The organism is Nocardiopsis alborubida (genome assembly GCF_012396365.1).
Taxonomy (GTDB): Bacteria; Actinomycetota; Actinomycetes; order Streptosporangiales; family Streptosporangiaceae; genus Nocardiopsis; species Nocardiopsis alborubida.
Genome location: NZ_JAAXPG010000025.1, coordinates 1 through 25,158, shown reverse-complemented (window position 1 = coordinate 25,158; position 25,158 = coordinate 1). Strand labels below are relative to the sequence as shown.

The window sequence follows — 25,158 nt, the reverse complement described above, 5'->3', positions numbered from 1 at the left end:
GTTTCCCCCGGCCCCGGGGCGGTCGCGCCGGCGGTGCTCGGCGGGTGTCCGGGGCGCCGCCGCGCAACAGCGGGGCCGGGTGGTGTTCCGGCCGCCGTCCGGAGTGCCGTCGGCAGCGCGCTTCCACGGGCCGTCCCTGTCGTGAACGACCTGAGTAAAACCTTGAAGGAGATCCTGAAGGCATGAGTTCACCGATACGGGAGCAGATGGAAGCCGAACTGCGGCGGCTCGATACGACACTGAGGGAGCTCATGGAGGCGGGCGAGGGCCTGGAGTCGGAGACCGAGGAGGCCACGTCCAGGAACCGGCTGGTGACCGCGGAGGTCGACGCGACCGGTGACCTCGCCGGGCTCGTGTTCCACACCGACGGGTACCGGGGCATGGCCGCCGCAGAGCTGTCGGCTACGATCGTCGAGGTGATCGCCCGCGCCCAGCGGCGGATGGCGGAGCGGGCCGTGCAGGCGTACGACTTCGCCTCCCCCGAAGGCGTCGACGCGTCCGCCGTGCTGCGCGGCGAGGTGGACGTCGAGGAGGCCCTGCGCGCACTGGGCTTCTCCCCGCGAGACCTGGAGTGACGGTCCGACCGCAGCCATCAGACAGCGAACAGGAGGAGAACGATGTCCGCATCACACGGCCGGCTCTCCGTCGACGTAGACGGGATCGGGCGGCACAACAAGCTCGTCTACGAGGCCGCCGACTTCACGGACGAGGTGGTGGCCGACGCGCGCGACGCGATCACGTCCTTCGAGGAGGCGCCCTGGGGGGTCGAGGGGGAGTACTCGAAGCGGATGCAGGAGACCCTGGGCGAGGCGGAGAAGATCCTCTGGCAGCTCCTCGACTACGTCGCCGTGGCGCAGAGGCAGGCCGCCGACGGGGTGGTCCGCACCGTCCACGGTCTCTCCGCCGCCGATGACGCCAACGCCGACGTCCCCGGCTCGTTCGACCCGCGCACGCGCGGCGGACGCCGCTGACGGTCGCACGCACGCGGTCCACCGCCAAATGCCGGGCCGACCGCTGCCGCGCCCAAGGCCAGGGCCGGGATGGACGGCGCCTCCAGCCGCCCGCGCCGCTCACCCCAGCGCGCCCCCGCCCGCCGCGAACGCCGCGTGATCGAACTCCGCCGCACCCGCCGATGGGGCCCGGCCCGCATCGGCGGCCCTTCGGCGAACCCTCCCCGCATACCGTCTGGGAACGCCGGAACCCGCCGCCCACGCCCCCAGAAGTCCCGTGTGACAGGTGTCGCACCCTGTCATCGCTGGGCCGTGCCCGTACGGCTGAGAGCACGCGGCGCTGACGGATCAGCCCTGTGGACTCACCACGGGAGGTCCGTTCCCTCCCACGTCGTGAAGGTGCCGGAGGGTCCTTCGGGCCCGAACCGGGCGACACGCACGATCTCACGAGCGGCGTCCTCGACCGACTCCATGCCCTCGAAGTTGACCAGCGCGGTGTTCGCGAACCCCGGCGAAACGAGGTTGACCTTGACGCCGGAGTCCCGGAGCTCGGCCATCATCGCCACCGTCACGGCGTTGAGCGCCGCCTTCGACGCCGCGTAGACCGGCTCGAAGAGCGAGTGGTAGGGGAGGGAGGGGTCGGTGACGGTCGTCAGAGAACCGAGCGCGCTCGTGACGTTGACGATGCGTGCGTCCGATGACAGGCGGAGCAGCGGGAGCACGGCCTGGTACACCGCCATGGGCCCGAAGACGTTCACCTCCCAGACAGCCCGGACCTCCTCCAGCGGTACTGTGCCCACCGCCGCCAGGGAGCGCAGCCCGGCCATGTCGACACCCGACCGAGTGGTGGAGATGGCGGCGTTGTTGACGAGGAGGTCGAGCCGACCGACCTCGTCGCGGAGCCGCCGGGCCGCCGAGGCGACCGATACCGGATCCGTCACGTCGAGCTGGAGCGGGATCGCGCCGGCTCCGATCCCGGCGGCGGCCGCCTCGCCGCGGACGGCGTCGCGGGACCCGACGAACACGGTCACCCCGTCGGCGGTCAGCTCCTTCGCGACCTGCTTGCCCATACCTTGGTTGGCTCCGGTAACCAGAGCGATGCGATCCGAGGACACGAGGGCCTCCCTTGTTCGGGTTGGACATACGGGCCGAGCGCCCGTACCTGTCGGCACGCGTGGCGCTCCCCAACGACGATCCGTTGTCGCCGCCGGCCCCGGGTAGGCCACCTTCATCCTGGGAGTGACAGGACCAGGCGGCCTCCCCGTCCGTCCGGGTACGATCCGGGGTGATGACAGGACTCGGATCCGACAGCCAGAACCCGTTGGGCGAGTACCTGCGTGCCCGACGGGAGCTGGTGGCCCCCCGGACGGTCGGCCTTCCCGAGGACTCGCGCCGCCGTGTTCCCGGGCTGCGCCGCGAGGAGGTCGCCCTGCTCGCGGGCATCAGCTCCGACTACTACCTGCGGCTGGAACAGGGGCGTAACCGCAATCCCTCAGCCCAGGTACTCGGGTCGATCGCGCGGGTGCTGCAACTGGACGAGCCCTCCACCCAGTACCTGCTCGGACTGAGTACCGCCCCGCGGCCTTCGCGTCGTGAACCCCGTCCGCGGGAGACCCTCGCTCCCCGGGTCCTCGACCTTCTCCGCACGGTGGACGCACCGGCGTTCGTCGCCGGGCGACACGCGGACGTGCTCGCGAGCAACCCTCTGGCACGCGCGCTCTCCCCGGAGATGCGTCCGGGTGAGAACCTGCTGCGCACGGCCTTCCTCGACACGGACCATCACCTGTACCTCGACCGGCAGGAGATGGTCGCGATGTTCCGCAGGCGGGTGGGAACGGACCTGCGCGATCCACGAGTCGCACGACTGGTGGAGGAGCTGTCCCTGGCGAGTGCGGCCTTCCGGCGGGCCTGGGCACGTCACGATGTCCGGCCACCCCGCGGCGGCCTCGTCCGCGTCGACCATCCCCGGGTCGGTGCCATGGACCTGAACGTGTCCAAACTCGCCATCGACGACACCGACGAGCAGCTGCTCGTCATCTACCACCCCGACCACGCGCATCCGGAGAGCGCGGACCGTCTCGGCCTCCTCGCCTCCCTGGCGGGACGGACGACGCCTGCCTCACGGGCGAGGGCCGAAGACCGCTGAGGGCCGGGTCGGGCTTGCCCCGGCCGCGTGCCGACGGTGGAACGGCGATCACCTTCGGGGCCAGCGCCGGCTGCACCCGGGTCCGGCGCCCACCGTTTTCCGTCCTTTGCGCTGGGAATATCCACTCATCGCACCTCGCCGGTCCGCGGCCTTTCCGCAGTCGGTGCGGTGCGGGGACCGGAATCGCCGCGAACGGGGAAGCCGGGGGAGGTGCCGCCCTTTCGGCCATGCCGTCGCACGGACGTTTCCGACCGGCACCGAACCTTCCTGGGGGCGCGGTTCGCGCGAGGGAAGGGCGTGTACGCCTGTGTCCCGGGGTGCCGCTGGGGTTGTCCACCGGGGGCGTGCCGTTGGATGCTGGCGGCACCCACCGGACCGGCGCGGCTGGCTGGGGGAGCGTGTCGGAGACGGAGCCGACGCCAGCGCTCCCGGGGACCCCGTGGCGGCTCCAGGGCCGTACCCGGGCGTTTCCGCGTCCACGCCAGCCGTGCCAACGAGCCCCGACCTTCCCCTGCGAACCCGAACGGACCACGGCCGACCGGGCCGCGTGCACACCTGCCAGGCGGCCCGGGTCGGCCCCAGGTCCGCGGTGCGTCCGAGCGGCGGAGCGCCGTGTCCGGCCGGGTCGGCACGGGTTTCGGCAACTACGAATCTACATAATAAAGGTGGGGATTTTCTGTGTCATAACAAAAGGAGGCAAGAGAAGAAGGCGCGAATGAAAACGATCTTCGGTGCCAGTTTCCACGAACCGGGAGAAGGGGGCCGGGGGCGCGTGCCCTCCGCCCCGCGCGCACCCGGAGCGGCCCCGCTTCGGAGAACCGAACACCGCACGAATTTCCCGGACCGCTGGTCCCTCCTCCGGCGGAGTCCGTAAAATGGACCCGTGCGGGTGCGCCCGTACCGCCGGTGCGGGGCAGCGTGGACGGATGCCCCGCACCGGTCGGCTCGTGCTGTCAGCGGGCCGGTCTCACGGGCGCCTCGCGCCGGGCGGGGTCCGCGGGGCGAGGCGGAGCATCCAGTGCCCCGTGGCCGACCAGCCCAGGAAGCGGCGCCTTCCGGTGGGTGCCTCGGTCTCCTCCAGGGGGCCGCCCTCCACCACCTGGCGCAGTCCGGCCAGCACCGGCTCCAGGCGTTCGCGCGTGTGGTGGGGTTGCTCGGGGGCGAGCCCCTCCATCCACGCCGTCACCTCGCGCTGTTCCCGTTCGGTGCACAGGGACAGGAAGAACACCGTCTGCCGCCAGGCGAAGGCCGCGTTCTTGACGTGGGGCAGGGGCGGGGACACCCGGGGCAGGCTCTCCACGGTCCGCACGGTCAGGGCGTGGGCGCGCCGGGCCAGCTCCGCCCACCCGCACGCGGGCCGCGCCCCGGCCTCGACCAGGACGGCCAGGTTGTGCGTGGTGAGGATCTGCGCCTGTTCGATGATCGTGCCGTTGCCCGCCACGCCCCAGTGCGGGTCGCCCGCGCGCTCGCGGCACAGCCGGTCGAAGGCCGTGGCCCCGCCGCCGGGGCGGGGCGGTTCCTCCTCCAGGGCCAGGACCCGGACGGGGTCGATTCCGTAGTAGCGGTTGTAGAGGCCCTCGCCCAGCAGGGCGGCGGCGACCTTGGCGGCGCGCGTGAACTTGCGGGCGAACGTGCCCATGAAGATGTCGGCGGCCAGTTCCTCCACGAGCGGCAGGCGCAGGTCCGCGGAGCGGGCCAGGGCGGCCAGCCGGCTCACCATCGGGTTGGGCACGATCGTGCCGGGGAAGTGCGTGAGCACGGAGGAGCCCAGCGCGGGCAGCAGCTCGGCCACCGCCTCGCGGCGCGCCTCCGGGCCGGAGCGGTGTGCCAGCAGCGCCCGCGTCCAGGGCAGCTCGTCCTCGCGGACCTGGCTCTCCAGGTTGAGCAGGAGCAGGGAGCGCCTGCGGCTGAACGCCCGGTGGTGGGCGGCGACCAGCCTGGCGAGCGCGGGGTCCGCCGCGGAGGCGGCCTCGGCCTCCGCGGTCAGGGCGGGCACGATCTCGGCCATCACCTCGGCGGAGGGCACCACGCCGAGTTCCACCAGGTCGTCCAGGGGAGCGGCGGTGGCCCTGCGGGCGACGTCGCCCAGGGCCTCGGGGACGGGCCAGCCCTCGGGCACGGCGCGCTCGCGGGCCTCCTCGGCGGAGACGGGGGTGAGCAGCTGCGCCATGTGCGGGGTGCCGAAGGTCTGGGGGAGCGGGGCGAGGCGGTCGGCCAGCAGGGCGGCGAGCACGTCGTGGGTGGGGCGGGCGGCGTGCTCGGCCTGTCGGGCGCGCAGGGCGGTGTGCCGGTCGGAACCGGGCAGGCCGCGCTTGGCCACCATGGAGTCCACGGCGTGGCGGAGCAGGCCGCGACGGCGGGGGGTGAGTTCGGCGCCGGGTTCGGCGACCGCCTCGCGCAGCGCGGCGAGCAGGATCGCGAGGTTCTCCTTGGGCTTGCGGTGCTTGGTGCACAGGGTGTGCTCGGCGGCCAGGCGCTCGTACTCGGTGAGCAGGGCGGCGCCGCGGCGGGTCCAGCCCGCGGGGCGGTGGGCGTCGGTCCGGCCGTCGCGGACGGTCTCCAGCCAGTGGGTGAGGACCCGGTCGGCGAAGGGGTTCCACACGGCCAGGGCCTCCTGCTGGGCCCGGGGCCGGCTGGTGGCCGGGTCGCGGGCGGCGCGTTCGGCCAGGGCGTGGCGCGCGTCGCCGACGCTCTGGCGGAAGACCGTGTGGGCGGGCAGGTCCTGGCGGGGCGCAGGGCGGGGGGTGAGGCACAGGGTGTCGGCGAGGGGTTCGACGGTGGCGAGCAGGTGCAGGGCGCCCGCGGTGTCGCCGTTGCGCAGCAGCCAGGCGACGGCGAGCGGGGCGGCCTGTTCGGGCAGGTCCAGTTCGTACTCGCCGCTGTCGAGCAGGGTGTTGAGGTCGGTCAGGCCCTGTTCGGTGAGGTGGTGTGCGTGGAGGGCGGTGCGCTGGGCGGGCAGGCCGTGGCGTCGGGCGAGTTCCTGTTCGTGGGGGCGCAGGGGGCCGCCCGCGGCGGGCAGGCCGGTGGCGAAGCCGCCGTGGACGACCTCGGGGGTGACCCAGGCGGGCAGGCCCTTGACGGGGGTGCGGGAGCCGATGATGAGGGTGCCGTCCCGCATGCCGTTGACGACCCGTTCCCAGGAGTCGACGCGTGCGCGCGCGGCCTCGCGGACGCGGACGTCCTGGTGGGTGAGGGCGGTGGTGAGTTCCTTGGCCAGCCGTCCGGCGGCGTGGCCCCGGTCGGCGCGCAGGGGGGTGGTGTCGTCCATGCCAGCGTGGCGGGACCTGCCCCCGCACCCTCCCGGACCGAAGCCGGGCGCTCTCACTGTTTGAGCCACACGCTGTCCGGTCGGCCCGAGTGTTCCCGGTCCTGAGCGGGTGCTCCGGTGGGGAGGTCGGTGTGCCGTGGTCCGGTCGTCAGCCGACGTGGCGGGACCTGCCCCCGCACCCTCCCGGTCCCGAGCCGGGTGCTCTGCTGTTGAGCTACACGTCGCTTGCGGGGCTCACGGTAGCGGTTCGGGGGTGGGGGCCGAAAGTGCTTTTCGGGGCTGTGGGCGGCCGGAGGGCCGGTGAGCCCCGGCGGGGCCGGGAAACGGTCTGACGGGTGCGGCCGTGTGGACGCACCCGTCACCGGGCCCGGTCGTGCTTCCCTAGCGGGTCTTGATCACGGCCGCGATGAGCCCGGTGGCGAGCATCATCGTCAGGCCCACGACCATGAGCACGAAGGCGATGGTTCCGACCATGGTGTTTCCTTAGTGTTCGTTGTTTCCGGGCACCGTGCGCGGCGCCCGCCGCGCCGGGAGCGCCCGGAGGAGCCGGGAGCGGCGCCTACCTCTTCGGGGGATCACCCTATCCCGGCCCCGTGCCGGGGCCGCGCCGGGTGGCCGCTGTGACCAGCGTGGTCGTGGCCACGGTCGCGGGGTCGGGCGGTGGCCGCCGGTTCCCGGGGCGGGCTCAGCGTCCGGCCCAGGCGTGCTGGTAGGTCTGGACCAGCCAGCGGTCGGCCCAGGCGTGGTCGGGTTCGGCGGGCAGGTCGCAGGTCCGGCACAGATCGGCCAGGCGGTGTTCCAGCTCGCGCGCCCGGGTCAGGGCCTCGTCGCGGCTGTGTTCGCCGCGGCGCAGTTCGAGCAGCCAGGTCCGTTCGGGTTCGGGCATGGGCAGGGTGATGCGGCCGGTCTCCATCAGTTCCACGCCCTGGATGCCGAGGCGGACCATGTGGTAGGCGAACTTGGTGTCGAAGCCGTGCCGGTCGACGAGTTCGGGGCGGTTGGTGTGCTTGCCGCCGCGGACCCCCTCCATGCGGTCGCGTTGGGCGCGCAGGTAGCCCAGGAAGCGCAGGCCCGCCCGGCGGGAGAGGAACCGTGGGGCGTTGGCGCGCAGGTCGTGTCCGGTGGGAGTGATGGTGACGATCTCGTTCGGGGGCACGAACAGGGGCAGCAGGACGGTGGGGTTGCCGTCCAGGGCCAGGCGCGTCCACTTGCGCAGGGAGTAGACGGTCAGGTCCAGGTCGCCGGGGCCGGAGCGGGTGTGTTCGGGGCGGGTGTGGTGGATGTACTGCTCGAAGGGGCGCAGGCCGATGACGTACTCGGGCGGTTCGACGCAGATGCCCATCTCGTCGCGGTCGGCCTGGCCGGTCAGGGCGAGGCCGTGTGCCTCGGAGCCCACCTGGCACCGCAGGACGGTTCCCTCGTGCGCGATCCGCGCGAACTCGGGGCTGGAGTGCTTCACCTGCGGCTCCGTTCTCCTGGGCGCTGGGTGCTGGATGGTGCTCGGGTGCGGTCGTCCGGGTGCTGCCTGGCACGTTATCCGCCGGGGGCCCGGGGCACGAGTGCTTTTCGGCGTGCGGGGCCGACGGCTGTCCGGTTGCCTCGGGGCCTTGGCGGGCCGGTGCCGTCGTCGGGGACACGCCCCGGGAGAGCTTGCCGGTGGGCCCCGAGAGCCCTTTACTTGTCCGGGTACGCCCCTTTTCTCCCCAGAACGAGCGTAGAAGGCAGGCCCGTGCCCCCCGAGACCCCTGAGGCTTCCGCCCCCCGGATCGACACCTCCGTCCCCCACAACGCCCGGATCTGGAACTACTGGCTGGGCGGCAGGGACAACTACCCGGTGGACCGGGAGATGGGTGAGCAGATCCGCTCCTTCTTCCCCGAGATCGTGGACAACGCGGTCGCCGACCGTGGCTTCCTCGTGCGCGCCGTGACCCACCTGGCGCGCGAGGAGGGCGTTCGGCAGTTCCTGGACATCGGCACCGGGCTGCCCACCCACAACAACACCCACGAGGTGGCCCAGTCGGTGGCGCCCGACGCGAGGGTCGTCTACGTCGACAACGACCCGCTGGTGCTGACCCACGCCCGCGCCCTGCTCACCGGCAGCGACCAGGGGGCCACCGACTACGTCGACGCCGACCTGCGCGACCCGCGGGCCATCCTGCGGGAGGCCTCCCGGACCCTGGACCTGGAGCGGCCGGTGGCGCTGATGCTGCTGGGCGTGGTCAACTTCGTCGCCGACGACGCCGAGGTCCGCTCGATCCTGGACCGGCTCCTGGAGGCCCTGGCCCCGGGCAGCTTCCTGGTCCTGTCCCACCCCACCGACGACATCGACCGCGAACGCGCCCACCAGGTGGCCGCGGCCTGGAACGAGCGCGGCACCCCCAAGCTCACCATCCGCACGGCCGAGCGGATCAGTGCGCTCTTCGACGGGCTGGAACTGCTGGAGCCGGGCGTGGTCTCCTGCTCCCTGTGGCGTCCGGCCCCGGTCGAGGTGGGCGGGGCGCGTCCGGTGGCCGAGTACTGCGGGGTGGCCCGCAAGGCCTGACCCCCGTCCGTCTGTCAGCCGGGCACGCCGCGGCTCAGTCGGCGCGGGCGATGGCGATGGTCGCCCCGAGCCGGTGCCCGGCCTCGTAGAACATGTACTGCACGCCTCCGTCGGAGCCGAAGGAGGGCGCCGCGCTGCGGCCCGAGTCCGGCGGCCCGGCCATGGGGGTGTGCACCGTGCCCAGGTGGCGGCGCAGGCCGAAGTCGCGCCCCACCTCGGTGAGGCGGATGTCGCCCAGGTTGGTGTGGTAGGCGACGTAGGTGCTGCCCCCGCGCTCGACCACGTGCGGGCCGGACAGGTCCGACACCCCCACCTCGGCGTGGTCCACGAGCGGGTCGGGATCGAAGTCGAACGTGATCCCGTCCGCCGACCACCCCCACCCGATGGAGCGGTGGTTGCCGGTGCTGTTGCGCATGAAGACCATGACGTAGCGCGCGCCCCGGTCGGGCAGGCGGTACTCGAAGACGCGCGCGTAGGAGGCCTCGGTGGTGCCCGGCACCATCGCCGTGGTCAGCACCTCGCCCTCGTAGGTGAAGCCGACGCCGTCGCGTGAGCGGGCCAGCCGCGTCGTGGTGTTCTCCCCGTGGAAGTAGAGCCACATCTCGCGGTGTTCGGAGTTCCACATCACGTGCGGTGAGGACACGTGGCTGACGTCGTAGTGCGGGTCCCACACGTTGGCCACGACGGGGTTGCGCGGGTACTCGGTGAAGGGCCCGTCCGGGCTGTCGGCGTAGGCCAGGCAGATGCCGCCGGGCCTCTCGTGCGGGGCGTAGTAGAGCAGGAAGCGGCCGGGCGCGTCGGGCAGGCGGCCCACGGTTCCGCGCAGGCAGGGGAAGATCAGCTCCCCGGTCGGGTTGTAGTCCAGTCGGGCGGTGTCGAGCGCCTCGCGCAGGAACCGGTACGTCGGCAGGACGTCGGCCGCCGCGGCGCCGTCGGTGGTGGCCGGGGTCGCGGTCGCGGTGCCCGCCGAGGCCGGGGCCGGCAGTCCCGGGGCCAGCAGGGCGCCCGCGGCGGCCGCTCCGGCGCTCCGCAGGACCGCGCGGCGGTCGGGGGCGGTGAGGGGGCGGGGGTGAGCGTCGTCGGACATGACGGTTCCCTTCCGGAGCGGGTCGGGGGGAGGCTCCGAGGCCCAGAGTCTTCACCAGCGCTGATGCGCTGGTCAAGGTTCTAATACGTATTAACGAAAGATCCTGTCTCCGGGTGGGAATTCGCCCGTCATCCTCTTGACATCTGCCGTGGCGCGGCTCACAGTCGTCGACTAATGCGCATTAACGCGGTACGCAAGAGGAGGAACAGGTGACGGAAGTCAGGAGGGCGGGGCCGCGGCGCCGCCCCCGCCAGTCCGACATCGCGCGGGCGGCCGGGGTCTCCCAGGCCACGGTCTCGCTGGTGTTGCGGGGCACCCCCACCGGGATGTCCCTGGCCCGCGAGACCCGCCAGCGGGTGCTCGACGCCGCCGAGGAGCTGGGCTACGTGCCCGACCCGGTCGCCACCCGGCTGGCCTCGGCCAGCAACGCGATGCTGGGGCTGTACACCTTCAGCACCACCTTCCCCACCGACGTGGCGCACTCCTACTACCCGGTCCTGGTCGGGGTGGAGGAGGAGGCCGCGGCCCAGGGCCAGGACCTCATCCTGTTCACCGGGTCCGCGCGCGCCGCCGCCAGCGCCGACGACCCGGCCGCGGTGCGGCGGGTGCGGGTGGCCGACGGCTGCCTGTTCTTCGGCCGCCACGTGCCCGACGAGCCCATCCGGCGCCTGGCCGAGGACGGCTTCCCCTTCGTCTACATCGGCCGCCGCGACGAGCCCGGCGTGCCCTACGTGGGCGCCGACTACGTCTCGGCCTCGGCCCAGGTGGTGGCGCGCCTGGCCGCTCTGGGCCACCGCGAGCTGCGCTACCTGCGCGAGCACGACCAGGCCCCGGCCTCGACCGACCGTGAGGAGGGCGTTCTGCGCGGCGCCCGCGCGGCCGGGATCGACACCGCGCGCCTGGTGGCGCGCACCGACGGCTCGGACCTGGACGAACTGTTGCGGCGCTGGCTGGAGGAGGGCGTGACCGCCGTCGTGGTCGAGCAGACCGACACCGGCGCGGCCCTGGACGGCCTGGCCGCCGCGGTGGACCGGGCCGGTCTGCGCTGCCCGGCCGAGCTGTCCCTGGCCCTGCTGGGCGCGCCGACCGGGACCCGGGGCCGTGCCCCGGGCGGCGGCGCGGCCTACGGCGGCTTCGACGTGCCCCTGCGCGCGATGGGCCGCGACGCGGTCCGTCTGCTGCTGGAACTGATCGCGGGCGCCCACGGGGAGACCCCCCGGCGCCTGCTGCCCTGCGAGCCGGTGGAGGGCGGCACCGTCGCCGCGCCCCGGACACGACACACCTGAGAAAGGCCCTCATGACCGAGACCGGCACAGAGATCCTCGTCGTCGGCGGGGGACTGGGCGGCGTGGCCGCGGCCCTGGCCGCCGCCGACTCCGGCCGCCGCGTGGTGCTGACCGAGGAGACCGACTGGATCGGCGGGCAGCTCACCGCGCAGGCGGTGCCGCCCGACGAGAACCCGTGGATCGAGCGCTTCGGCTCCACCGCGTCCTACCGGCGCCTGCGCGAGGGCATCCGCGACCACTACCGCCGCGCCTACCCGCTGCGGGCCGAGGCCGCCTCCTCGCTCACCCTCAACCCCGGCGCGGGCCGGGTCAGCAAGCTGTGCCACGAGCCCCGGGTGGCCCTGGCGGTGCTGGAGGAGATGGTGGGCCCGCACCGCGCGGCCGGGCGCCTGACCGTCCTGCTGCGCCACCGTCCGGTGGCGGCGCACACCGACGGCGACCGGGTGAGCGCGGTGGAACTGGAGGACGAGCGGGGGCGCCGCCACACCGTGAGCGCCGCCTACGTCCTGGACGCCACCGAGAACGGCGACCTGCTGCCGATGGCGGGTCTGGAGCACGTCACCGGCGCCGAGGCCCGCTCCGAGCACGGTGAGCCGCACGCCCCCGAGGCGGCCGACCCCGCCAACCTCCAGGGCATCACCTACTGCTTCGCCATGTCACACCACGACGGCGAGGACCACACCATCGAGCGCCCGGCGATGTACGACTTCTGGCGCTCCTACACACCCGAGTTCTGGCCGGGGCCGCTGCTGGGCTTCTCGGCCCCCGACCCGCGCACCCTGGAGCCGGTGGCGCGCACCTTCGTGCCCAACCCCGACACCGACCCGCTGGCGGTGGCCGCCGACCAGAGCGCCGACGCGGGCGACAAGGAGCTGTGGGGCTTCCGGCGCATCCTGGCCCGGCGCATGCACCTGCCCGGCGCCTTCGACTCCGACATCACCCTGGCCAACTGGCCGCTCAACGACTACTGGCTCAAGCCCGCCCTGGAGATCGAGGGTCTGGTGGACGCCCGGACCGTCCGCGAGGCGCACGAGGAGGCCCGCCAGCTGTCGCTGTCGGTGCTGTACTGGCTCCAGACCGAGGCGCCCCGCGCCGACGGCGGCACCGGTTTCCCGGGTCTGAAGCCCCGGCCCGACGTCACCGGCGCGGAGAGGGGCCTGGCCAAGGCCGCCTACGTGCGCGAGTCCCGGCGCATCCGGGCGGTGACCACCGTCACCGAGCACGACGTGTCCCTGGACCTGCTGGGCCCGCACGGCATCGTGCGCCGCCACGACTCGGTGGGCGTGGGCAGCTACCGTATCGACCTGCACCCCTCCACGGGCGGCGACAACTACGTGGACGTGGCCAGCGTCCCGTTCGAGATCCCGCTGGGCGCCCTGCTGCCCGAGCGGGAGACCAACCTGCTGCCCGCCGCCAAGAACATCGGCACCACCCACATCACCAACGGCTGCTTCCGGCTGCACCCGGTGGAGTGGAACATCGGCGAGGCCGCCGGGCGGCTGGCCGCCTTCGCCCTGGAGCACGGCACCACGCCGCACGCCGTGCGCGCCAAGGACGCACTGCTGGAGGCCTTCACCTCCCTGCTGGACCGCACCGGCGTCGAGCGCCACTGGCCCGACGTGCGCGGCTACTGACCCCTCCCGCGCCGGTCCCGCACGCCCCCGCACGACCCGTATCCGTACGGCCCCACTCCCCACCGCCCGACTCCCCACAGAAGGGGTGACCATGAGCGACGCGACCCCAACCCCGTCCCCGGGCCCCGGTCCCGTGCGCATCGGCATCGACGTCGGCGGGACCTTCACCGACGCCGTGGCCGTCAGCGCCACCACCTACGCCCTGCTGGGCCAGGTCAAGGTGCCCACCAGCCACGACCACGCCGACGGCGTGGCCCACGGCATCATGACCGCGCTGGAACGCCTGCTCGGCGACATCGGCGTGCGCGCCGAGGACGTGGGCTTCCTCGCCCACGGCACCACCCAGGCCACCAACGCCCTGCTGGAGGGCGATGTGGCCACCATCGGCATCGTCGGCGTCGGCAGCGGCTACGACGCCTTCGCCACCCGCAGGCTGCGCTCCCTGGGCAAGCTCAGGCTGGACTCGGGGCACCCGCTGCCCGTGCGCTACGCCGCGCTGCGCGAACCCGACCGGGAGGGCGCGGCCCTGGCCAGTGTCGACCAGGTGGTCGCCGAGGGGGCCGAGGTCGTCGTCGCCGTCGAACCCTTCAGCGTGGACGACCCCCGCGGTGAGCTGGCCGTGCTGGAGGCCGCCCGCACCCGCGGGGTTCCGGTGACGGCCACCCACGAGATCACCCAGCTCTACGGCCTGGGCAAGCGCGCCCGCACCGCTGCGCTCAACGCCGGGGTCATGCCCCGCATGCTCCAGACCGCCGACCTGGTCGAGCGCAGCATCCACAAGGCCGGTGTCACCGCCCCGCTCATGGTCATGCGCTGCGACGGCGGCGTGATGTCGCTGCCCGAGATGCGCCACCGGCCCCTGCTCACCGTGCTCTCCGGCCCCGCCGCGGGGGTGGCGGGCGCCCTGATGGGGGAGAAGGTCAGCGAGGGCGTGTTCCTGGAGACCGGCGGCACCTCCACCGACATCAGCGTCATCCGGCGCGGGCGGGTGCAGATCCGCCACGCCCGCCTGGGCGGCAAGGAGACCTACCTGTCGGCGCTGGACGTGCGCACCGTCGGCATCGGCGGGGGCTCCCTCATCCGGATCGGCGGGGGTGAGGGCCCCGGCCGGGCGGGCCTGGCCGACGTGGGGCCGCGCAGCGCCCACATCGCCGGGCTGCCCTACGCCTGCTTCGCCGATCCGGCCGAGCTGGAGGGCGCCCGCCTGGTCCGGATCAGCCCCATGGCCTCCGACCCGGGCGACTACGCCGTCCTGGAGAGCGGTGGGCGGCGCTTCGCCCTGACCGTGACCTGCGCGGCCAACGCCGCCGGGCTCGTCCCCGGGGGCGACTACGCCCGCGCCGACGCCCGTGCCTCCCGCGCCGCCCTCGCCCCGCTGGCCCGGGCCCTGGGCGTGGAGGTGGAGGAGGCCGCCCGCGCGGTGCTGCACAAGGCCACCGAGCGCGTGGCCGCGGTCGTGGACGAGATGGTGGCCGAGTACGGGCTGGACCGGCAGGTGTGCGCCCTGGTCGGCGGGGGCGGAGGCGCGGCCACCGTCACCCCCTACCTGGGTCAGCGCACCGGGCTGGACGCGCGCATCGCCGCGCACAGCGAGGTCATCAGCCCCCTGGGCGTGGCGCTGGCGCTGGTGCGCGAGTCGGTGGAGCGCATCATCCCCGGCGCGACCCACGCCGACGTGCTCGCGGTGCGCGCCGAGGCCGAGCAGGCGGTGCTGCGCCAGGGCGCCGACCCTGCGGGGATCGAGGTGGACGTCACCGTCGACCCCCAGCGCAACCTGGTGGCGGCCGTGGCCACGGGCGCCACCGAGCTGCGCACCAAGGACCGCACCGCCACCGCGGACGCCGAGGCCCGGGCGCGCGCCGCGGCGGCGGCCAGTCTGGGCGCCGAACCGGCCGGACTCACCGAGTACGCGGCCAACGGCCAGTACCGGGTGTTCGGGCTGGTGCGCAGGCCCGGGGGTTTGCTGGGGCGCTTGGCCCGCGAACGCACCCATGTCCGGGTGGTGGACGCCGAAGGGGTGGTGCGCCTGCACAGCGCCGACGCCTGGGTGGACACGCTGGTGGCCGCCGAGGCCGAGGGCCGGCTCAAGGACCTGGTGGCCGAGCGCACCGCCTACGGCGACGGCGGGGCGCTGCCACCGGCGGTGTGGCTGCTGCTGGGGCCCAAGTTCGCCGACCTGTCGGGGGTGCTGGACCCGGGGCACCTGGTCGCGCTGGCCTCGGCGGAGATCGCCAGGCGTGCCCCCGACGAGACGGTCATCGCGGTCATGGAGAAGCGGCGGTGAGCGCGCACACGCCGCCGGGCGCGGTCCACGCCGACCTCGCGCGGGAGTACGCGCGCATCGGCGCCGCCTCCGACGAGGAGCTGGCCGCCGACCTGCTCGCCCTGACCGCCACCCACGAGGGACGCGACCGCGACCTGCTGCTGTCCTGGGCCGCCACGGCGCTGCGCTTCGGCGAGCGCATGGCCGACGAGGACGCCGTGAGCGCCGGAGCGGTCGGGGATCCCGGGGCCGCTGGGACGGTGGGCGGCAGAGGGGCCGGAGGAGGCGCCACGAGCGCCCCAGACGCCCCAGGCGTCACGGGTTCCTCGGGGGCGGTGAGCGCTCCAAGCCTCAGGGGTTCTTCGGGCCCGCGTGTGGAGGAGCGGGCCACCGGCGGACTGCGCCCGGGCGAGGTCCTGCTCGCCGAGTACCTGCACCGCGCCTCCGGCGACCGGGTGGTCGTCTACACCGACGCCCTCGACCACGCCCACCGCGTGGCCCGCGATGCCGGGTGGGGCCGCGACCTCACCCGCGCGGCCCTGCGCGAGACCGCGCTGGCCCACGAGCACGCCCACCGGATGCTGCACGCCGGACGGGGCCGCGCGCTGCGGCGCGAACTCGACCACGTCCTGGTGCGCCTGGGGCCGCTGCGCCTGCGCGGCCACGTGGTCGGCGCCGACGAGATCGCCGCGCACGCCTACGCCCGCCGCCGCGCGGGGCTGCGCCGCAGCCCGATCGCGCTCACCGCGGCCATCGCCGCCACCCTTGCCCACCGGGGCGCGGGCCACGACCGGCCCGCCCCGCGAACCTTCCCCGGAGAACGCCCGTGACCGCCTTCGCGATCCTCCTCGCCATGGCGGTGGGCGTCGGCCTGATGCTGACGCGCCGCCTGCCCACCGCCTTCGCCCTCGTCCTGCTCTCCGTCGCGATCGCGCTCATCGCCGGCGCCCCGCTCACGGGCGGGGAGGGCAGCGTCACCGGAACGGTCGTCCAGGAGGGCGCCCCGCGCCTGGCCGCGACCATGATCGCCATCCTCCTGGGCAGCTGGCTGGGCACGCTGATGTCCGAGGCGGGGATCGCCTCCACCCTCGTGCGCAAGATCGTGGAGTTCGGCGGTGAGCGCCCCTCGCTGGTCGCCGTCGGCGTCTTCGTCGTCGCGATCCTGTGCGGCAGCATCACCGGGTCCGCGCCCGCGGCCATGCTCGCCGGTGTGGTGGGCATCCCCGCGATGATCGCGGTCGGGGTCACCCCCACCGTCGCGGCCGGGACCGTGCTGGTGGGCATCGCCGCGGGGCTGCCGCTGGAGCTGATCAACTGGCAGTTCCTGTCCGACGCCATCGGGGTCCCGGTCTCCACCGTCCAGCACTTCCAGCTGCGCCTGTTCCCGATCGCGCTGGTGGGCGGGCTGGCCTACATCCTCATCGAGATGCGTCGCAGGGGCGCCCGGCACACCTGGGCGGTGCGGGTCCCGGCCGGAGCCGGGGGAACCGGTTCCGGAGGCGCCGGGACGACTCCGCCGAGCCGCCGCCAGCGGGCCGCCGAGCGGCGCAGGCGGCGCGGGGACGCGCCCTGGTACGCGCTGGTCACGCCGCTGGTGCCGATCGTGCTGGCGCTGGGACTGCACGTGCCCATCGTGCCCTCGCTGCTGGCCGGTGTGGTCTTCGCGCTGCTGACGGCCGTGCCGTGGCGCGAGATGTCCTCCACCGCGCTGCGCACGCTCTACCAGGCCTTCGACGTGGCCGCTCCGCCCATCGTGCTGTTCATCGCGATCGGCATGCTGCTGGCGGCGGTGAACCTGCCCGGCGCCGTCTCGGCGCTCACCCCGGTGGTGACCGCGATCAGCCCCAGCAATCCGTGGCTGTTCGTGCTGGTCTTCGCCGTGCTGGTGCCGCTGGCCCTGTACCGGGGGCCGATGAACATCTTCGGTCTGGGCGCGGGTGTGGCCGGGGTGCTCATCTCCGGCGGCATCTACCCGGCTCCGGCGGTGCTGGGGCTGATGGCCTCCTACGGCCAGGTACTGGGGGTGTCGGACCCCACCAGCACGCAGACGGTGTGGAGCGCGCAGTACGCGGGGGTGCGTCCGGAGCGGTCGATGCTCTCGACGCTGCCCTACACGTGGGTGATCGCCATCGCCGGTCTGGTGCTGACGGTGTTCCTTTACCTGATGTGACGCGTGCAGGGCCCAACAGGCGTGAGCCGGGCCCGTGAAGGTGCGGTGGACGGTCCCGCGGAGGTGGCGCGGGGCCGTCCACCGCGCCGTGCGCCGCGCCGGAACCGGCCCTTCACACGGCGGAAATATTGGCCTTACCAATCCATTGACGCCCGCGACCTGCGACTTGTACGCTCTCCCACATTGGTCAGGCCAATCAGGAGGTGCAGTGGACACGAACTTCGACGCCCTGGTCGAGGCGCTGGCGCCGGAGGCCAAGGCCGCCGGTACCGAGTCGCGCCTGATGACGGAGCGGGAGCTGGCCGAGCGGCTGGGCACGAGCCGGGCCACGGTCCGGGAGAACCTCGGCAGCCTGGAGATGCTCGGCATGGTGCGCCGCACCCAGGGTGCGGGGACGTTCTTCACCAAGCCCGACGCCTCCTTCGTCCAGTTCCTGTTCGGCCTCATGTCCAAGTTCGGCCACATCGACGACGCCAGCGTCGAACGCGCACGGGAGATGATGGAGGTCGCCGTGGTCCAGGAGGCCGCCGACCGGGCCGACGAGGAGGACGTGCGCGCGCTGCGCGGCCACGTCGAGGACATGGTCCGGGCCACCGCCGCGGGTGACGCCGAGGCCGGGCACGAGGCCGACTACGCCTTCCACAAGAAGCTGTTCCAGATCGCCGACAACCCGGTGATCGAGTTCTTCGTCGACGGCATGAGCCTGGCGCTCAAGGACGTCCTCGCCCACAAGCGTGCCCTGGCCCTGGACATCGAGGCCCGCGCCGCCGAGGGCGACACCGCGGAGCCCCGCAGGACGGACACCGTCCACACGCCCATCGTCGACGCCGTCGAGGCGCACGACCGCAGCGCCGCCGCGGCCGCGATGGTGGAGCACTTCACCCTGTGGCGCCGCATCACCGAGGGCACCGCGCCCGCCGACGGGCGCTAGCCGGACACCGACCGGCCCGAAACACCCCCCGCGGGGGAGAAGGAAGACACATGGACACCACACCAGTTCCGCAGCCATGCCCGAAAACGGCCGTGATGTTCGTCGGCGTCGGCGCCATCGGCCTGCCCATGGCCCTCCAGGTCGCCGCGGCCGGGCACACCGTGGTCGGCGTGGACCCCTCGCCGCACCGCCGCGAGGAGGCCCGGCTCCAGGGCCTGCGCACCCAGCCCGACACCGCGGGCGCCGGTGAGTCCGACGTCGTCATCGTCATGGTCGCCACCCCCGACCAGCTGCGCGCCGCGGTCACCGCCCCGGGCGGCGTCCTGGAGGCCATGCGCGCCGACTCGGTGCTCGTGGTCATGAGCACCGTCGGACCCGGCCCCGTGCGCGAGGTCGCCGACCGCGCCCGCGAGCGCGGGGTGCGGCTGCTGGACGTGCCGGTCACCGGAGGCGTGGCCGGGGCCCGTCGCGCTGCCCTGACCCTGTTCGCCTCCGGCGACCCCGGTGCCCTCGAACGGTGCAGGCCCGTGCTGGAGGCGATGGGCACGGTGCGCGACTGCGGCGACCAGGCCGGGCGCGGACAGTCCTACAAGGTCGTCAACCAGCTCCTGTGCTCGGTGCACATCGCGGCCGCGGCCGAGTCCCTGGCCCTGGCCGAACGCCTCGGACTCGACCCCGCCGACGTGCTGGAGGCCGTCGGCGGCGGCGCCGGGGGCTCCTGGATGCTCGGCGACCGCGGCCCGCGCATGCTGCCGGACGGACCCGACGAGATCACCAGCACCATCGGCATCTTCGTCAAGGACTCCGGGCTGGTCGCCGACACCGCCGAGGAGGCCGGGTTCTCCGCCCCACTCCTCCTGGCCGCCCGCGACGCCTACACCAGGGCCGCCGAGGCCGGTCTGATCGACCACGACGACTCCCAGGTCATCCGGATCTACCGGGACTGACCCCGCCGGACCCCGCCGGGTCCGTGCCCTTCCCCTCACCACCCCCCGTCCCCTCGCGGCGCCGACGGTCCGCTCACCATGCCCGGAACACGCCTTCGGGCCAGGTGTGCTGGAACCCGCGCCGCCACGACAGAGAGAACCCGAGCATGGACGCCCTCGTACTCGCACTGATCGCCCTGGGGGCGATCGGCGCGCTACTCGTCCTCATCATCCGCTTCAACGTCCCCGCCTTCGTCGCGCTCCTGCTGGTCAGCGTCGGCACCGCCCTGGCCACGGGCATGCCCTTCGAGGACGTGGTGCCCACCATCGTGGAGGGGCTGGGCGGCACCCTGGGCAACGTGGCCCTGCTGGTGGGGCTGGGCGCGATGCTCGGCGCCATCGTCGAGCACTCCGGCGGAGCGGACGCGCTCTCGGAGCGCTTCAGCGCGCTGCTCGGCCCGGCCAGGGTGGGCGTGGCGCTGCTGATCGCCTCCTCGGTGATCGCGGTGCCGATCTTCTTCGACGTCGCCTTCATCGTCCTGGTCCCGATCATCTACGCCTTCTCGCGGGCGGCCCGCCTGTCCTCGCCCATGCGCATCGGCCTGCCCATCGCCGGGCTGATGCTCTTCGTCCACGTGGTGCTGCCGCCCCACCCCGGCATCGTCGGCAGCTCCGTGCTCACCGGGGCCGACATGGGCCTGGTGACCCTCCTGGGCGCCGCGCTCATCCTCCCGGTGGGCGTGGTCGCCCACTACACGGCGAAGCTGCTCAACCGGCGCGCGTACGCCATGCTGCCCTCCACCGCCGAACTGTACGAGCACGGCACCGGTGAGCCCGGAACCGGCGGCACGGGCGGTGCGGGTTCCTCGGGCGACACGGAGCCCTCCGGCGGCGCCGACGGCACCGGGTCCTCCGGCGCGACCAAGGTCTCCGCCCGCCCCCGGGTGGAGCCGCAGCGCCCGCCCGGCGCCGCCGCGGTGATCACGGTCATCGCCGTCCCCATCCTCATGATCGGTCTCCAGACCGTCGCCGGGCTGTTCCTGGAGGAGGGGTCCGCGTCCCTGCGCCTCCTGACCATGGTCGGGGCCCCGCCGTTCGCGCTGCTCACCGGCTGCCTGCTCGCCCTGTACCTGCTGGGCGTGCGCCGAGGCTGGTCGATGCGCTCGGTCGGCTCGGTCATGGACGCCGCGCTCGCCCCGGCGGCGGTGGTCGTGTTCGTGACCGGCGCGGGCGGCGCGTTCGCCGGGGTGCTCACCGCCAGCGGCATCGGCGAGGTGCTCTCCGAGAGCATGCTCGGCCTGGGACTGCCCCTGTTGCTCCTGGCGTTCTGCCTGGCCGCACTGCTGCGGGCGGCCCAGGGCTCGGCCACCGTCTCGGCCCTGACCACCTCCGGGCTCCTGGCCGAGGCCATCTCCTCGGGCGGGTACACCGGCCTGGAGATCGCCCTGGTCAACCTCGCCATCGGCTGCGGCGCCATCTGCCTGTCCCACGTCAACGACTCGGGCTTCTGGATCGTCTCGCGCTACCTGGGCCTGTCGGTGCGCGACGCGCTGCGCACCTGGAGCGTGCTCGTCACGGCCCTGGGCACGAGCGGGTTCGCCCTCGTCGGCCTGACATGGGCCCTGGTCTGAACCCCGCGTCCCGGAACGGGACGCGCCACCCCCCGAACCACACCCTTCGCACACCGAGGAAGGTCCGCATGAACCAGACCGCCACCAGACCCGGAGGCGGCGTCGACACCGCCAGGCTGGAGCGGCTGCGCGCCGCCGCCTACCGCATCCGGCTCAACGCCCTCACCCAGGCCCAGGTCCAGGGGCAGGGCTACATCGGCCAGGCCCTCGGGTTCGCCGACGTGCTCGCCGCCCTGTACGCCGACCACCTGCGGCTGCGGCCCGACGAGCCGGACTGGGAGGGGCGCGACCGCTGCCTGCTCAGCATCGGTCACTACGCCATCGCCCTGTACGCCGCCCTGGCCGAGGCGGGGATCATCCCCGAGGAGGAGCTGACCACCTACGCCACCGACGACTCGCGTCTGCCGATGTCGGGCATGGCGACCTACACGCCGGGGATGGAGATCTCCGGCGGCTCCCTGGGCCACGGGCTGGGGATCGCGGTGGGCGTCGGGCTGGGGCTGCGCCGCAAGGGCAACCCCGCCCGCGTGTACAACCTGCTCTCCGACGGTGAGCTGAGCGAGGGCTCCACGTGGGAGGCGGTGCAGGCCGCCGCCCACCACCGCCTGGACAACGTCACCGCGATCGTGGACATGAACCGCCAGGTGGCCGACGGGCCCGCCCAGGAGGTCATGGGCACCGAGCCCGCCGACGAGAAGCTGCGCGTCAGCGGATGGCGCACCCTGCGGGTGGACGGCAACGACGTGGCCGCCGTCGCCGCGGCCCTGGACGAGCTGCGGGCGCACCGAGGCTCGCCCACCGCGCTGGTGTGCGACACCAGGATCGGTGCGGGGGTGCCGATGCTGGAGAGCAGGGAGAAGCTGCACTTCATGCGGGTGGCCGAGGACGAGTGGCAGACCGCGCGCGAGCAGCTGCGCCAGGGATACGAGGGGTACACGGCATGAGCACCGCCAGCACCAGAACCGGCAGCACCACCAGCATCGGTAGTGGCAGTGGTAGAAAGCTGACGTCGGACGCCATGATCGCCTCGATCGCCGAGGAGGGCGCGCGCACCGTGCAGGCGCCCCTGGGGCACGCGCTGGTGCGTGCCGCGCGCGAGGACGAGCGCGTCGTGGGGTTGTCGGCGGACCTGGCCAAGTACACCGACATGCACGTCTTCCGCGACGCCATGCCCGACCGCTTCCACCAGATGGGCATGGCCGAGCAGGTGATGATGGGCGCCGCCGCCGGGTTGGCGATGGAGGGCTTCGTGCCCTTCGCCTCCACCTACTCGGTCTTCGCCACCCGCCGCGCCTACGACTTCCTGTGCCTGGACATCGCCGAGCCGCGCCTGAACGTCAACGTCGTCGCGGCGCTGCCCGGCCTGACCACCGGCTACGGACCCAGCCACCAGGCCACTGAGGACGTCGCCCTACTGCGGGGCATCCCCGGGATGGTGATCGTGGATCCGTGCGACTCGGTGGACATCGAGCAGGCGGTTCCCCAGCTGATCGCGCACGAGGGGCCGACCTACACCCGCATCCTGCGCGGCGCGGTGCCCACGGTGCTGGACGAGTACGACTACGAGTTCCGGCTGGGCAAGGCCGCGCTCCTGCGCGGCGGCGACGACGTCCTGTTCGTCTCCTCGGGGATGATGACCGAGCGCGCGCTGCGTGCCGCCGCGGAGCTGGAGGCCGACCGGATCGGCGTCGCGGTCCTGCACGTGCCCACCATCAAGCCGCTGGACGTGGACGCGGTCCTGGAGCAGGTGGGGCGGGACCGCAAGGTGTTCGTGCTGGAGAACCACTCGGTCGTGGGCGGGTTGTTCGAGTCGGTGGCCTCGGCGCTGGTCCAGCACGGGGTGGGGGTGGCCCGGCGGGTGGAGCACATCGGGCTGCCGGACGAGTTCCTGGACGCGGGGGCGCTGCCCACCCTCTATGACCGCTACGGCGTGTCCGTGCCCCGGATCGTGGAGAGGGTGCGCGCCTCGTTGTGACGGACCGGATCGGGCCGGACCGGGCCGGGGCAGGTCTGTCCGGGTCGGAGTCGAGCTGGGTCGGGGCGGGACGAGGCACGAGATGACGTGACGAGGTTGGTTCCGTCGGTCGGCGAAGAGAGCCGGGGTCCGTGAAGGTGCGGCGGGGAGTTCTTCGGGGCTCCCCGCCGCACCTGTTCGGGGAAGCGGGGTACGCGAGGCAAGCGGTCAACGCTTGCCGTTCGCGCGTGGTTGCTCGCTCCGGCGGTGGCACCAGCTGCCGCGTAGTGGTGCGGGAGGGTGATCAACGGTTGGTGTTCGCGCGTGGTGGGGCTTTGCTGCGTTGGCACCAAAGGCGGCGGGTGTCTGGGGGTGCCGTTCAACGCCCTGGTTGCGGGTGGTGGTCGGTGGTGGCGGCGTCAGCTGCCGCGTAGTGGTGCGGGAGGGTGATCAACGGTTGGTGTTCGCGCGTGGTGGGGCTTTGCTGCGGTGGCAGCGAAGGCAGCGGGTGTCCGGGGGCGCCGTTCAACGCCCCACCCGCTGATGGTGGCCGGAGGTAGCGGCGTCAGCTGCCGCGAAGTGGCTCGGGAGGGCGATCAACGCTTGCTGTTCGCGCGTGGTGGGGCTTTGCTGCGTCGGCACCAAAGGCCGAGGGCCTGGCGGGCCTTGGGCAGCGGTACCGGCCCCCGGGGCGGGGGCGGGCGACGGTGGCAGCGACGACGGTAGGCGCGGGGCCCGGGCCGTTTGTCGGGTGCGGGCAAGCCGGGGCTCGGCACGACCCGGGGGTCATTCCCGGGGCGGTGGATCCGGATCCCTGCCGGGCGGATGGTGTCGCCCTCGCCCCCGCTGCTGGTGTGTGCGCAGTTCGCGTTGGTACTTGGCCCGGTTATGCGGCCCGCACAACGGTTGCAGGTTGGCGACCACCGTGCGCCCGCCTCGGGAGAACGACCGCACGTGGTCGGCCTGGCACAGGGCGACCGGTACTTCGCACCCTTGCGGGTGGGCGCAGGTGCTGTGCCCGTGGAACGCGGCCGTGCGTTGCCGGGCTGAGGCCAGGCGGCGACTGTGGCCCACATCCAGCACCTGCCCGGTGGGCGGGGCGGTGAGCATCCGCACCACCTCAGAATCGGCGGCCAACTCGTGCACCACACCGGCCGGAACCACCCGACCGTTCTCGTCCAACGCCGGAACCTCCTGGCCTTCGGCGTCCAGGTAGGTCTGCACGGGCACCACGATGCGGATCTGCGCCAACGGAGCCGGAGCGTTGTCACACCCAGTGTGGGTGGTGGCAAAACGCAGCGCGGCGATGAGCGCGTCATGCTCACGCTGGGACCGGGACCGTTCCTCGCCCTCTCCGGGTGGGGTGGAGAAGGTGTCGATGGCCGCGCGCACGACCAACGCATCCCCAGACCCGCCCCAAGATTGGAGTTGGTAGCTGCCCTGGAAGGTGTCATGGAGCGTGAGTCCGCGGGCGGCGTGAGCGGCCTCGTGGTCGCGGTCCAGGCGGCGGGGGTCCAAACGGTAGGCGACCTGACGGGCCACCGACTGGAGCTGGTTCACCGACAACGCGGGCCGCTCCGTCTTCGCGGCCACCAGAGCCGACTCAAACCCCTGCCGATACTCCCCCTCATCGGAGAAATGCTGTTCATCGCGGGTCTGGACGGCTTTGTCGGTGACCTTGGCGATCGCCACCGCCTCACCCAACACCACCCTGCCCTCAGCTACTGCTTGGGCAGTGGCGGGCAGGGTCTCCTCGTGCACATGCTGGGCCAAACGGGCCAAATCCTTGGCCTGAGCGGTGGGGACCTTACAGCGGTGGGTGATCCACTTGTCCAGCGTGGAGTAGCCGCTGTAGCGGGCCACCTCACCGCGCGCGTACAAACGCGCCATCCGCGCCAGCGCCTGGTAGCGGATCTTCTCCACCTGGGCCCACAGCGCCGCGATCTCCTCCGCGGCGGCCTCGTCGGCCCCGGGCGGGACCTCGGTGTTCAACGCCTGGTGGATGATCTCGCGCGCACCGGCCAGCGCGGCCACGGCCGGGGAACATTCCCCGGGGGCCGCCTCGGGCGCTGCGATCATCATCTCCATACTTCTTATTATAGGCCGGCGCCCACCATTTCTCCACTATTCACAGCCGAAATTATAAGCCTTTCTCTCTCGGGGTCGCCCTTGATTGAAAGGCTGCAATTAGGGCGGGCTCAAAAGGTGTCCGAAAACGCGCACTTGGAATGACGGCTGGCATTACTGAACTTTAATTTGTGGGGTTACCGTTCTTGACAAGCAGCCCCGCCGGAGTATCCCGAAGGTATGAGGTATTCCACCGGCGGCGGGCTGACCGCCGCAGAACGCCAGCGACGCGAGGCGGTGCGC

Annotated in this window: 19 protein-coding genes, 2 tRNA genes and 1 pseudogene; 15 read left to right on the top strand and 7 right to left on the bottom strand. The window is 73.2% G+C overall.

Translation table 11 applies throughout. The features are described from left to right. Positions 1-182: 182 nt before the first annotated feature. The 3 genes and pseudogenes from HGB44_RS23315 to HGB44_RS23305 all read left to right on the top strand — a co-directional run. Positions 183-575, top strand: coding sequence for a hypothetical protein (locus HGB44_RS23315; protein ID WP_061082364.1), 393 nt, complete (start codon positions 183-185; stop codon positions 573-575). 42 nt (positions 576-617) lie between these two features. Then, positions 618-971 carry a hypothetical protein gene (locus HGB44_RS23310; RefSeq protein ID WP_013153549.1) on the top strand — a complete coding sequence of 118 codons (354 nt, stop codon included), beginning with the start codon at positions 618-620 and terminating at the stop codon, positions 969-971. A 63-nt stretch (positions 972-1,034) separates the two neighbouring features. Further along, positions 1,035-1,154, top strand: a pseudogene (locus HGB44_RS23305) (IS481 family transposase); the annotation flags it as partial. Between the two features lie 158 nt (positions 1,155-1,312). Here the strand turns inward: HGB44_RS23305 and HGB44_RS23300 are convergent. Further along, complete coding sequence (locus HGB44_RS23300; RefSeq protein ID WP_061082363.1) at positions 1,313-2,065, bottom strand: SDR family NAD(P)-dependent oxidoreductase; 753 nt, start codon at positions 2,063-2,065, stop codon at positions 1,313-1,315. A gap of 173 nt (positions 2,066-2,238) precedes the next feature. On the opposite strand from HGB44_RS23300, the gene HGB44_RS23295 reads away from it, so the two are divergent. After that, positions 2,239-3,096: a helix-turn-helix domain-containing protein gene (locus tag HGB44_RS23295; protein ID WP_061082362.1), complete on the top strand. Its 858-nt coding sequence runs from the start codon at positions 2,239-2,241 to the stop codon at positions 3,094-3,096. Positions 3,097-4,063: 967 nt separating this feature from the next. Here HGB44_RS23295 and HGB44_RS23290 read toward each other — a convergent pair. The 4 genes from HGB44_RS23290 to HGB44_RS23275 all read right to left on the bottom strand — a co-directional run bounded on the left by HGB44_RS23290 (position 4,064) and on the right by HGB44_RS23275 (position 7,823). Next, a complete protein-coding gene (locus HGB44_RS23290; RefSeq protein WP_061082361.1) occupies positions 4,064-6,364 on the bottom strand; it encodes a hypothetical protein in 2,301 nt (766 codons plus the stop codon). 1 nt (position 6,365) lies between these two features. Beyond that, a tRNA-Arg gene (locus HGB44_RS23285) sits at positions 6,366-6,439 on the bottom strand. Positions 6,440-6,516: 77 nt separating this feature from the next. Beyond that, positions 6,517-6,588 (bottom strand) — tRNA-Pro (locus HGB44_RS23280). 461 nt (positions 6,589-7,049) lie between these two features. Next, positions 7,050-7,823, bottom strand: a complete 774-nt coding sequence (locus HGB44_RS23275) for a nucleotidyltransferase domain-containing protein (RefSeq protein ID WP_061082360.1) — start codon at positions 7,821-7,823, stop codon at positions 7,050-7,052. A gap of 270 nt (positions 7,824-8,093) precedes the next feature. On the opposite strand from HGB44_RS23275, the gene HGB44_RS23270 reads away from it, so the two are divergent. After that, positions 8,094-8,906 (top strand): SAM-dependent methyltransferase, encoded by an 813-nt coding sequence (locus tag HGB44_RS23270; protein ID WP_061082359.1) that lies wholly within the window; start codon positions 8,094-8,096, stop codon positions 8,904-8,906. Between the two features lie 34 nt (positions 8,907-8,940). Here HGB44_RS23270 and HGB44_RS23265 read toward each other — a convergent pair whose 3' ends face one another. After that, entirely contained in the window at positions 8,941-9,993 is a 1,053-nt protein-coding gene (locus HGB44_RS23265; RefSeq protein WP_061082358.1) for a glycoside hydrolase family protein, read from the bottom strand. Between the two features lie 209 nt (positions 9,994-10,202). On the opposite strand from HGB44_RS23265, the gene HGB44_RS23260 reads away from it, so the two are divergent. The 10 genes from HGB44_RS23260 to HGB44_RS23215 all read left to right on the top strand — a co-directional run bounded on the left by HGB44_RS23260 (position 10,203) and on the right by HGB44_RS23215 (position 22,809). Further along, the gene (locus HGB44_RS23260) at positions 10,203-11,279 is read left to right on the top strand and encodes a LacI family DNA-binding transcriptional regulator (protein ID WP_061082357.1); all 1,077 of its coding nucleotides are present in this window, start codon (positions 10,203-10,205) and stop codon (positions 11,277-11,279) included. Positions 11,280-11,290: 11 nt separating this feature from the next. Then, a complete protein-coding gene (locus HGB44_RS23255; RefSeq protein WP_061082356.1) occupies positions 11,291-12,913 on the top strand; it encodes an FAD-dependent oxidoreductase in 1,623 nt (540 codons plus the stop codon). 91 nt (positions 12,914-13,004) lie between these two features. Continuing rightward, complete coding sequence (locus HGB44_RS23250) at positions 13,005-15,197, top strand: hydantoinase/oxoprolinase family protein (RefSeq protein ID WP_061082355.1); 2,193 nt, start codon at positions 13,005-13,007, stop codon at positions 15,195-15,197. Then, a complete protein-coding gene (locus tag HGB44_RS23245; RefSeq protein WP_231972563.1) occupies positions 15,194-16,006 on the top strand; it encodes a hypothetical protein in 813 nt (270 codons plus the stop codon). Before HGB44_RS23250 ends, HGB44_RS23245 begins: the two co-directional genes overlap by 4 nt. After that, entirely contained in the window at positions 16,003-17,346 is a 1,344-nt protein-coding gene (locus HGB44_RS23240) for a transporter (RefSeq protein ID WP_061082354.1), read from the top strand. Before HGB44_RS23245 ends, HGB44_RS23240 begins: the two co-directional genes overlap by 4 nt. 208 nt (positions 17,347-17,554) lie before the next feature. Next, complete coding sequence (locus HGB44_RS23235; protein WP_061082353.1) at positions 17,555-18,277, top strand: FadR/GntR family transcriptional regulator; 723 nt, start codon at positions 17,555-17,557, stop codon at positions 18,275-18,277. A 50-nt stretch (positions 18,278-18,327) separates the two neighbouring features. Continuing rightward, positions 18,328-19,224, top strand: coding sequence for an NAD(P)-dependent oxidoreductase (locus HGB44_RS23230; RefSeq protein ID WP_061082352.1), 897 nt, complete (start codon positions 18,328-18,330; stop codon positions 19,222-19,224). A gap of 146 nt (positions 19,225-19,370) precedes the next feature. Beyond that, on the top strand, positions 19,371-20,834 hold the full coding sequence (locus HGB44_RS23225; protein WP_061082351.1) for a GntT/GntP/DsdX family permease: 1,464 nt from the start codon (positions 19,371-19,373) through the stop codon (positions 20,832-20,834). Between the two features lie 68 nt (positions 20,835-20,902). After that, the gene (locus HGB44_RS23220) at positions 20,903-21,778 is read left to right on the top strand and encodes a transketolase (protein ID WP_061082350.1); all 876 of its coding nucleotides are present in this window, start codon (positions 20,903-20,905) and stop codon (positions 21,776-21,778) included. Beyond that, positions 21,775-22,809: a transketolase family protein gene (locus HGB44_RS23215; RefSeq protein WP_061082349.1), complete on the top strand. Its 1,035-nt coding sequence runs from the start codon at positions 21,775-21,777 to the stop codon at positions 22,807-22,809. The genes HGB44_RS23220 and HGB44_RS23215 overlap by 4 nt, the downstream gene beginning before the upstream one ends. 765 nt (positions 22,810-23,574) lie before the next feature. Here the strand turns inward: HGB44_RS23215 and HGB44_RS23210 are convergent. Next, complete coding sequence (locus HGB44_RS23210) at positions 23,575-24,867, bottom strand: HNH endonuclease signature motif containing protein (RefSeq protein ID WP_168444122.1); 1,293 nt, start codon at positions 24,865-24,867, stop codon at positions 23,575-23,577. Between the last annotated feature and the right edge of the window lie 291 nt (positions 24,868-25,158).

Excerpts from the sequence above, each read along its gene's own strand:
- HGB44_RS23315 (WP_061082364.1), top strand. The coding sequence starts at position 183 with ATGAGTTCACCGATACGGGAGCAGATGGAAGCCGAACTGCGGCGGCTC.
- HGB44_RS23310 (WP_013153549.1), top strand. The coding sequence starts at position 618 with ATGTCCGCATCACACGGCCGGCTCTCCGTCGACGTAGACGGGATCGGG.
- HGB44_RS23295 (WP_061082362.1), top strand. The coding sequence starts at position 2,239 with ATGACAGGACTCGGATCCGACAGCCAGAACCCGTTGGGCGAGTACCTG.
- HGB44_RS23290 (WP_061082361.1), bottom strand. The coding sequence starts at position 6,364 with ATGGACGACACCACCCCCCTGCGCGCCGACCGGGGCCACGCCGCCGGA.
- HGB44_RS23265 (WP_061082358.1), bottom strand. The coding sequence starts at position 9,993 with ATGTCCGACGACGCTCACCCCCGCCCCCTCACCGCCCCCGACCGCCGC.
- HGB44_RS23255 (WP_061082356.1), top strand. The coding sequence starts at position 11,291 with ATGACCGAGACCGGCACAGAGATCCTCGTCGTCGGCGGGGGACTGGGC.
- HGB44_RS23250 (WP_061082355.1), top strand. The coding sequence starts at position 13,005 with ATGAGCGACGCGACCCCAACCCCGTCCCCGGGCCCCGGTCCCGTGCGC.
- HGB44_RS23230 (WP_061082352.1), top strand. The coding sequence starts at position 18,328 with ATGGACACCACACCAGTTCCGCAGCCATGCCCGAAAACGGCCGTGATG.
- HGB44_RS23225 (WP_061082351.1), top strand. The coding sequence starts at position 19,371 with ATGGACGCCCTCGTACTCGCACTGATCGCCCTGGGGGCGATCGGCGCG.
- HGB44_RS23220 (WP_061082350.1), top strand. The coding sequence starts at position 20,903 with ATGAACCAGACCGCCACCAGACCCGGAGGCGGCGTCGACACCGCCAGG.
- HGB44_RS23215 (WP_061082349.1), top strand. The coding sequence starts at position 21,775 with ATGAGCACCGCCAGCACCAGAACCGGCAGCACCACCAGCATCGGTAGT.
- HGB44_RS23210 (WP_168444122.1), bottom strand. The coding sequence starts at position 24,867 with ATGATCGCAGCGCCCGAGGCGGCCCCCGGGGAATGTTCCCCGGCCGTG.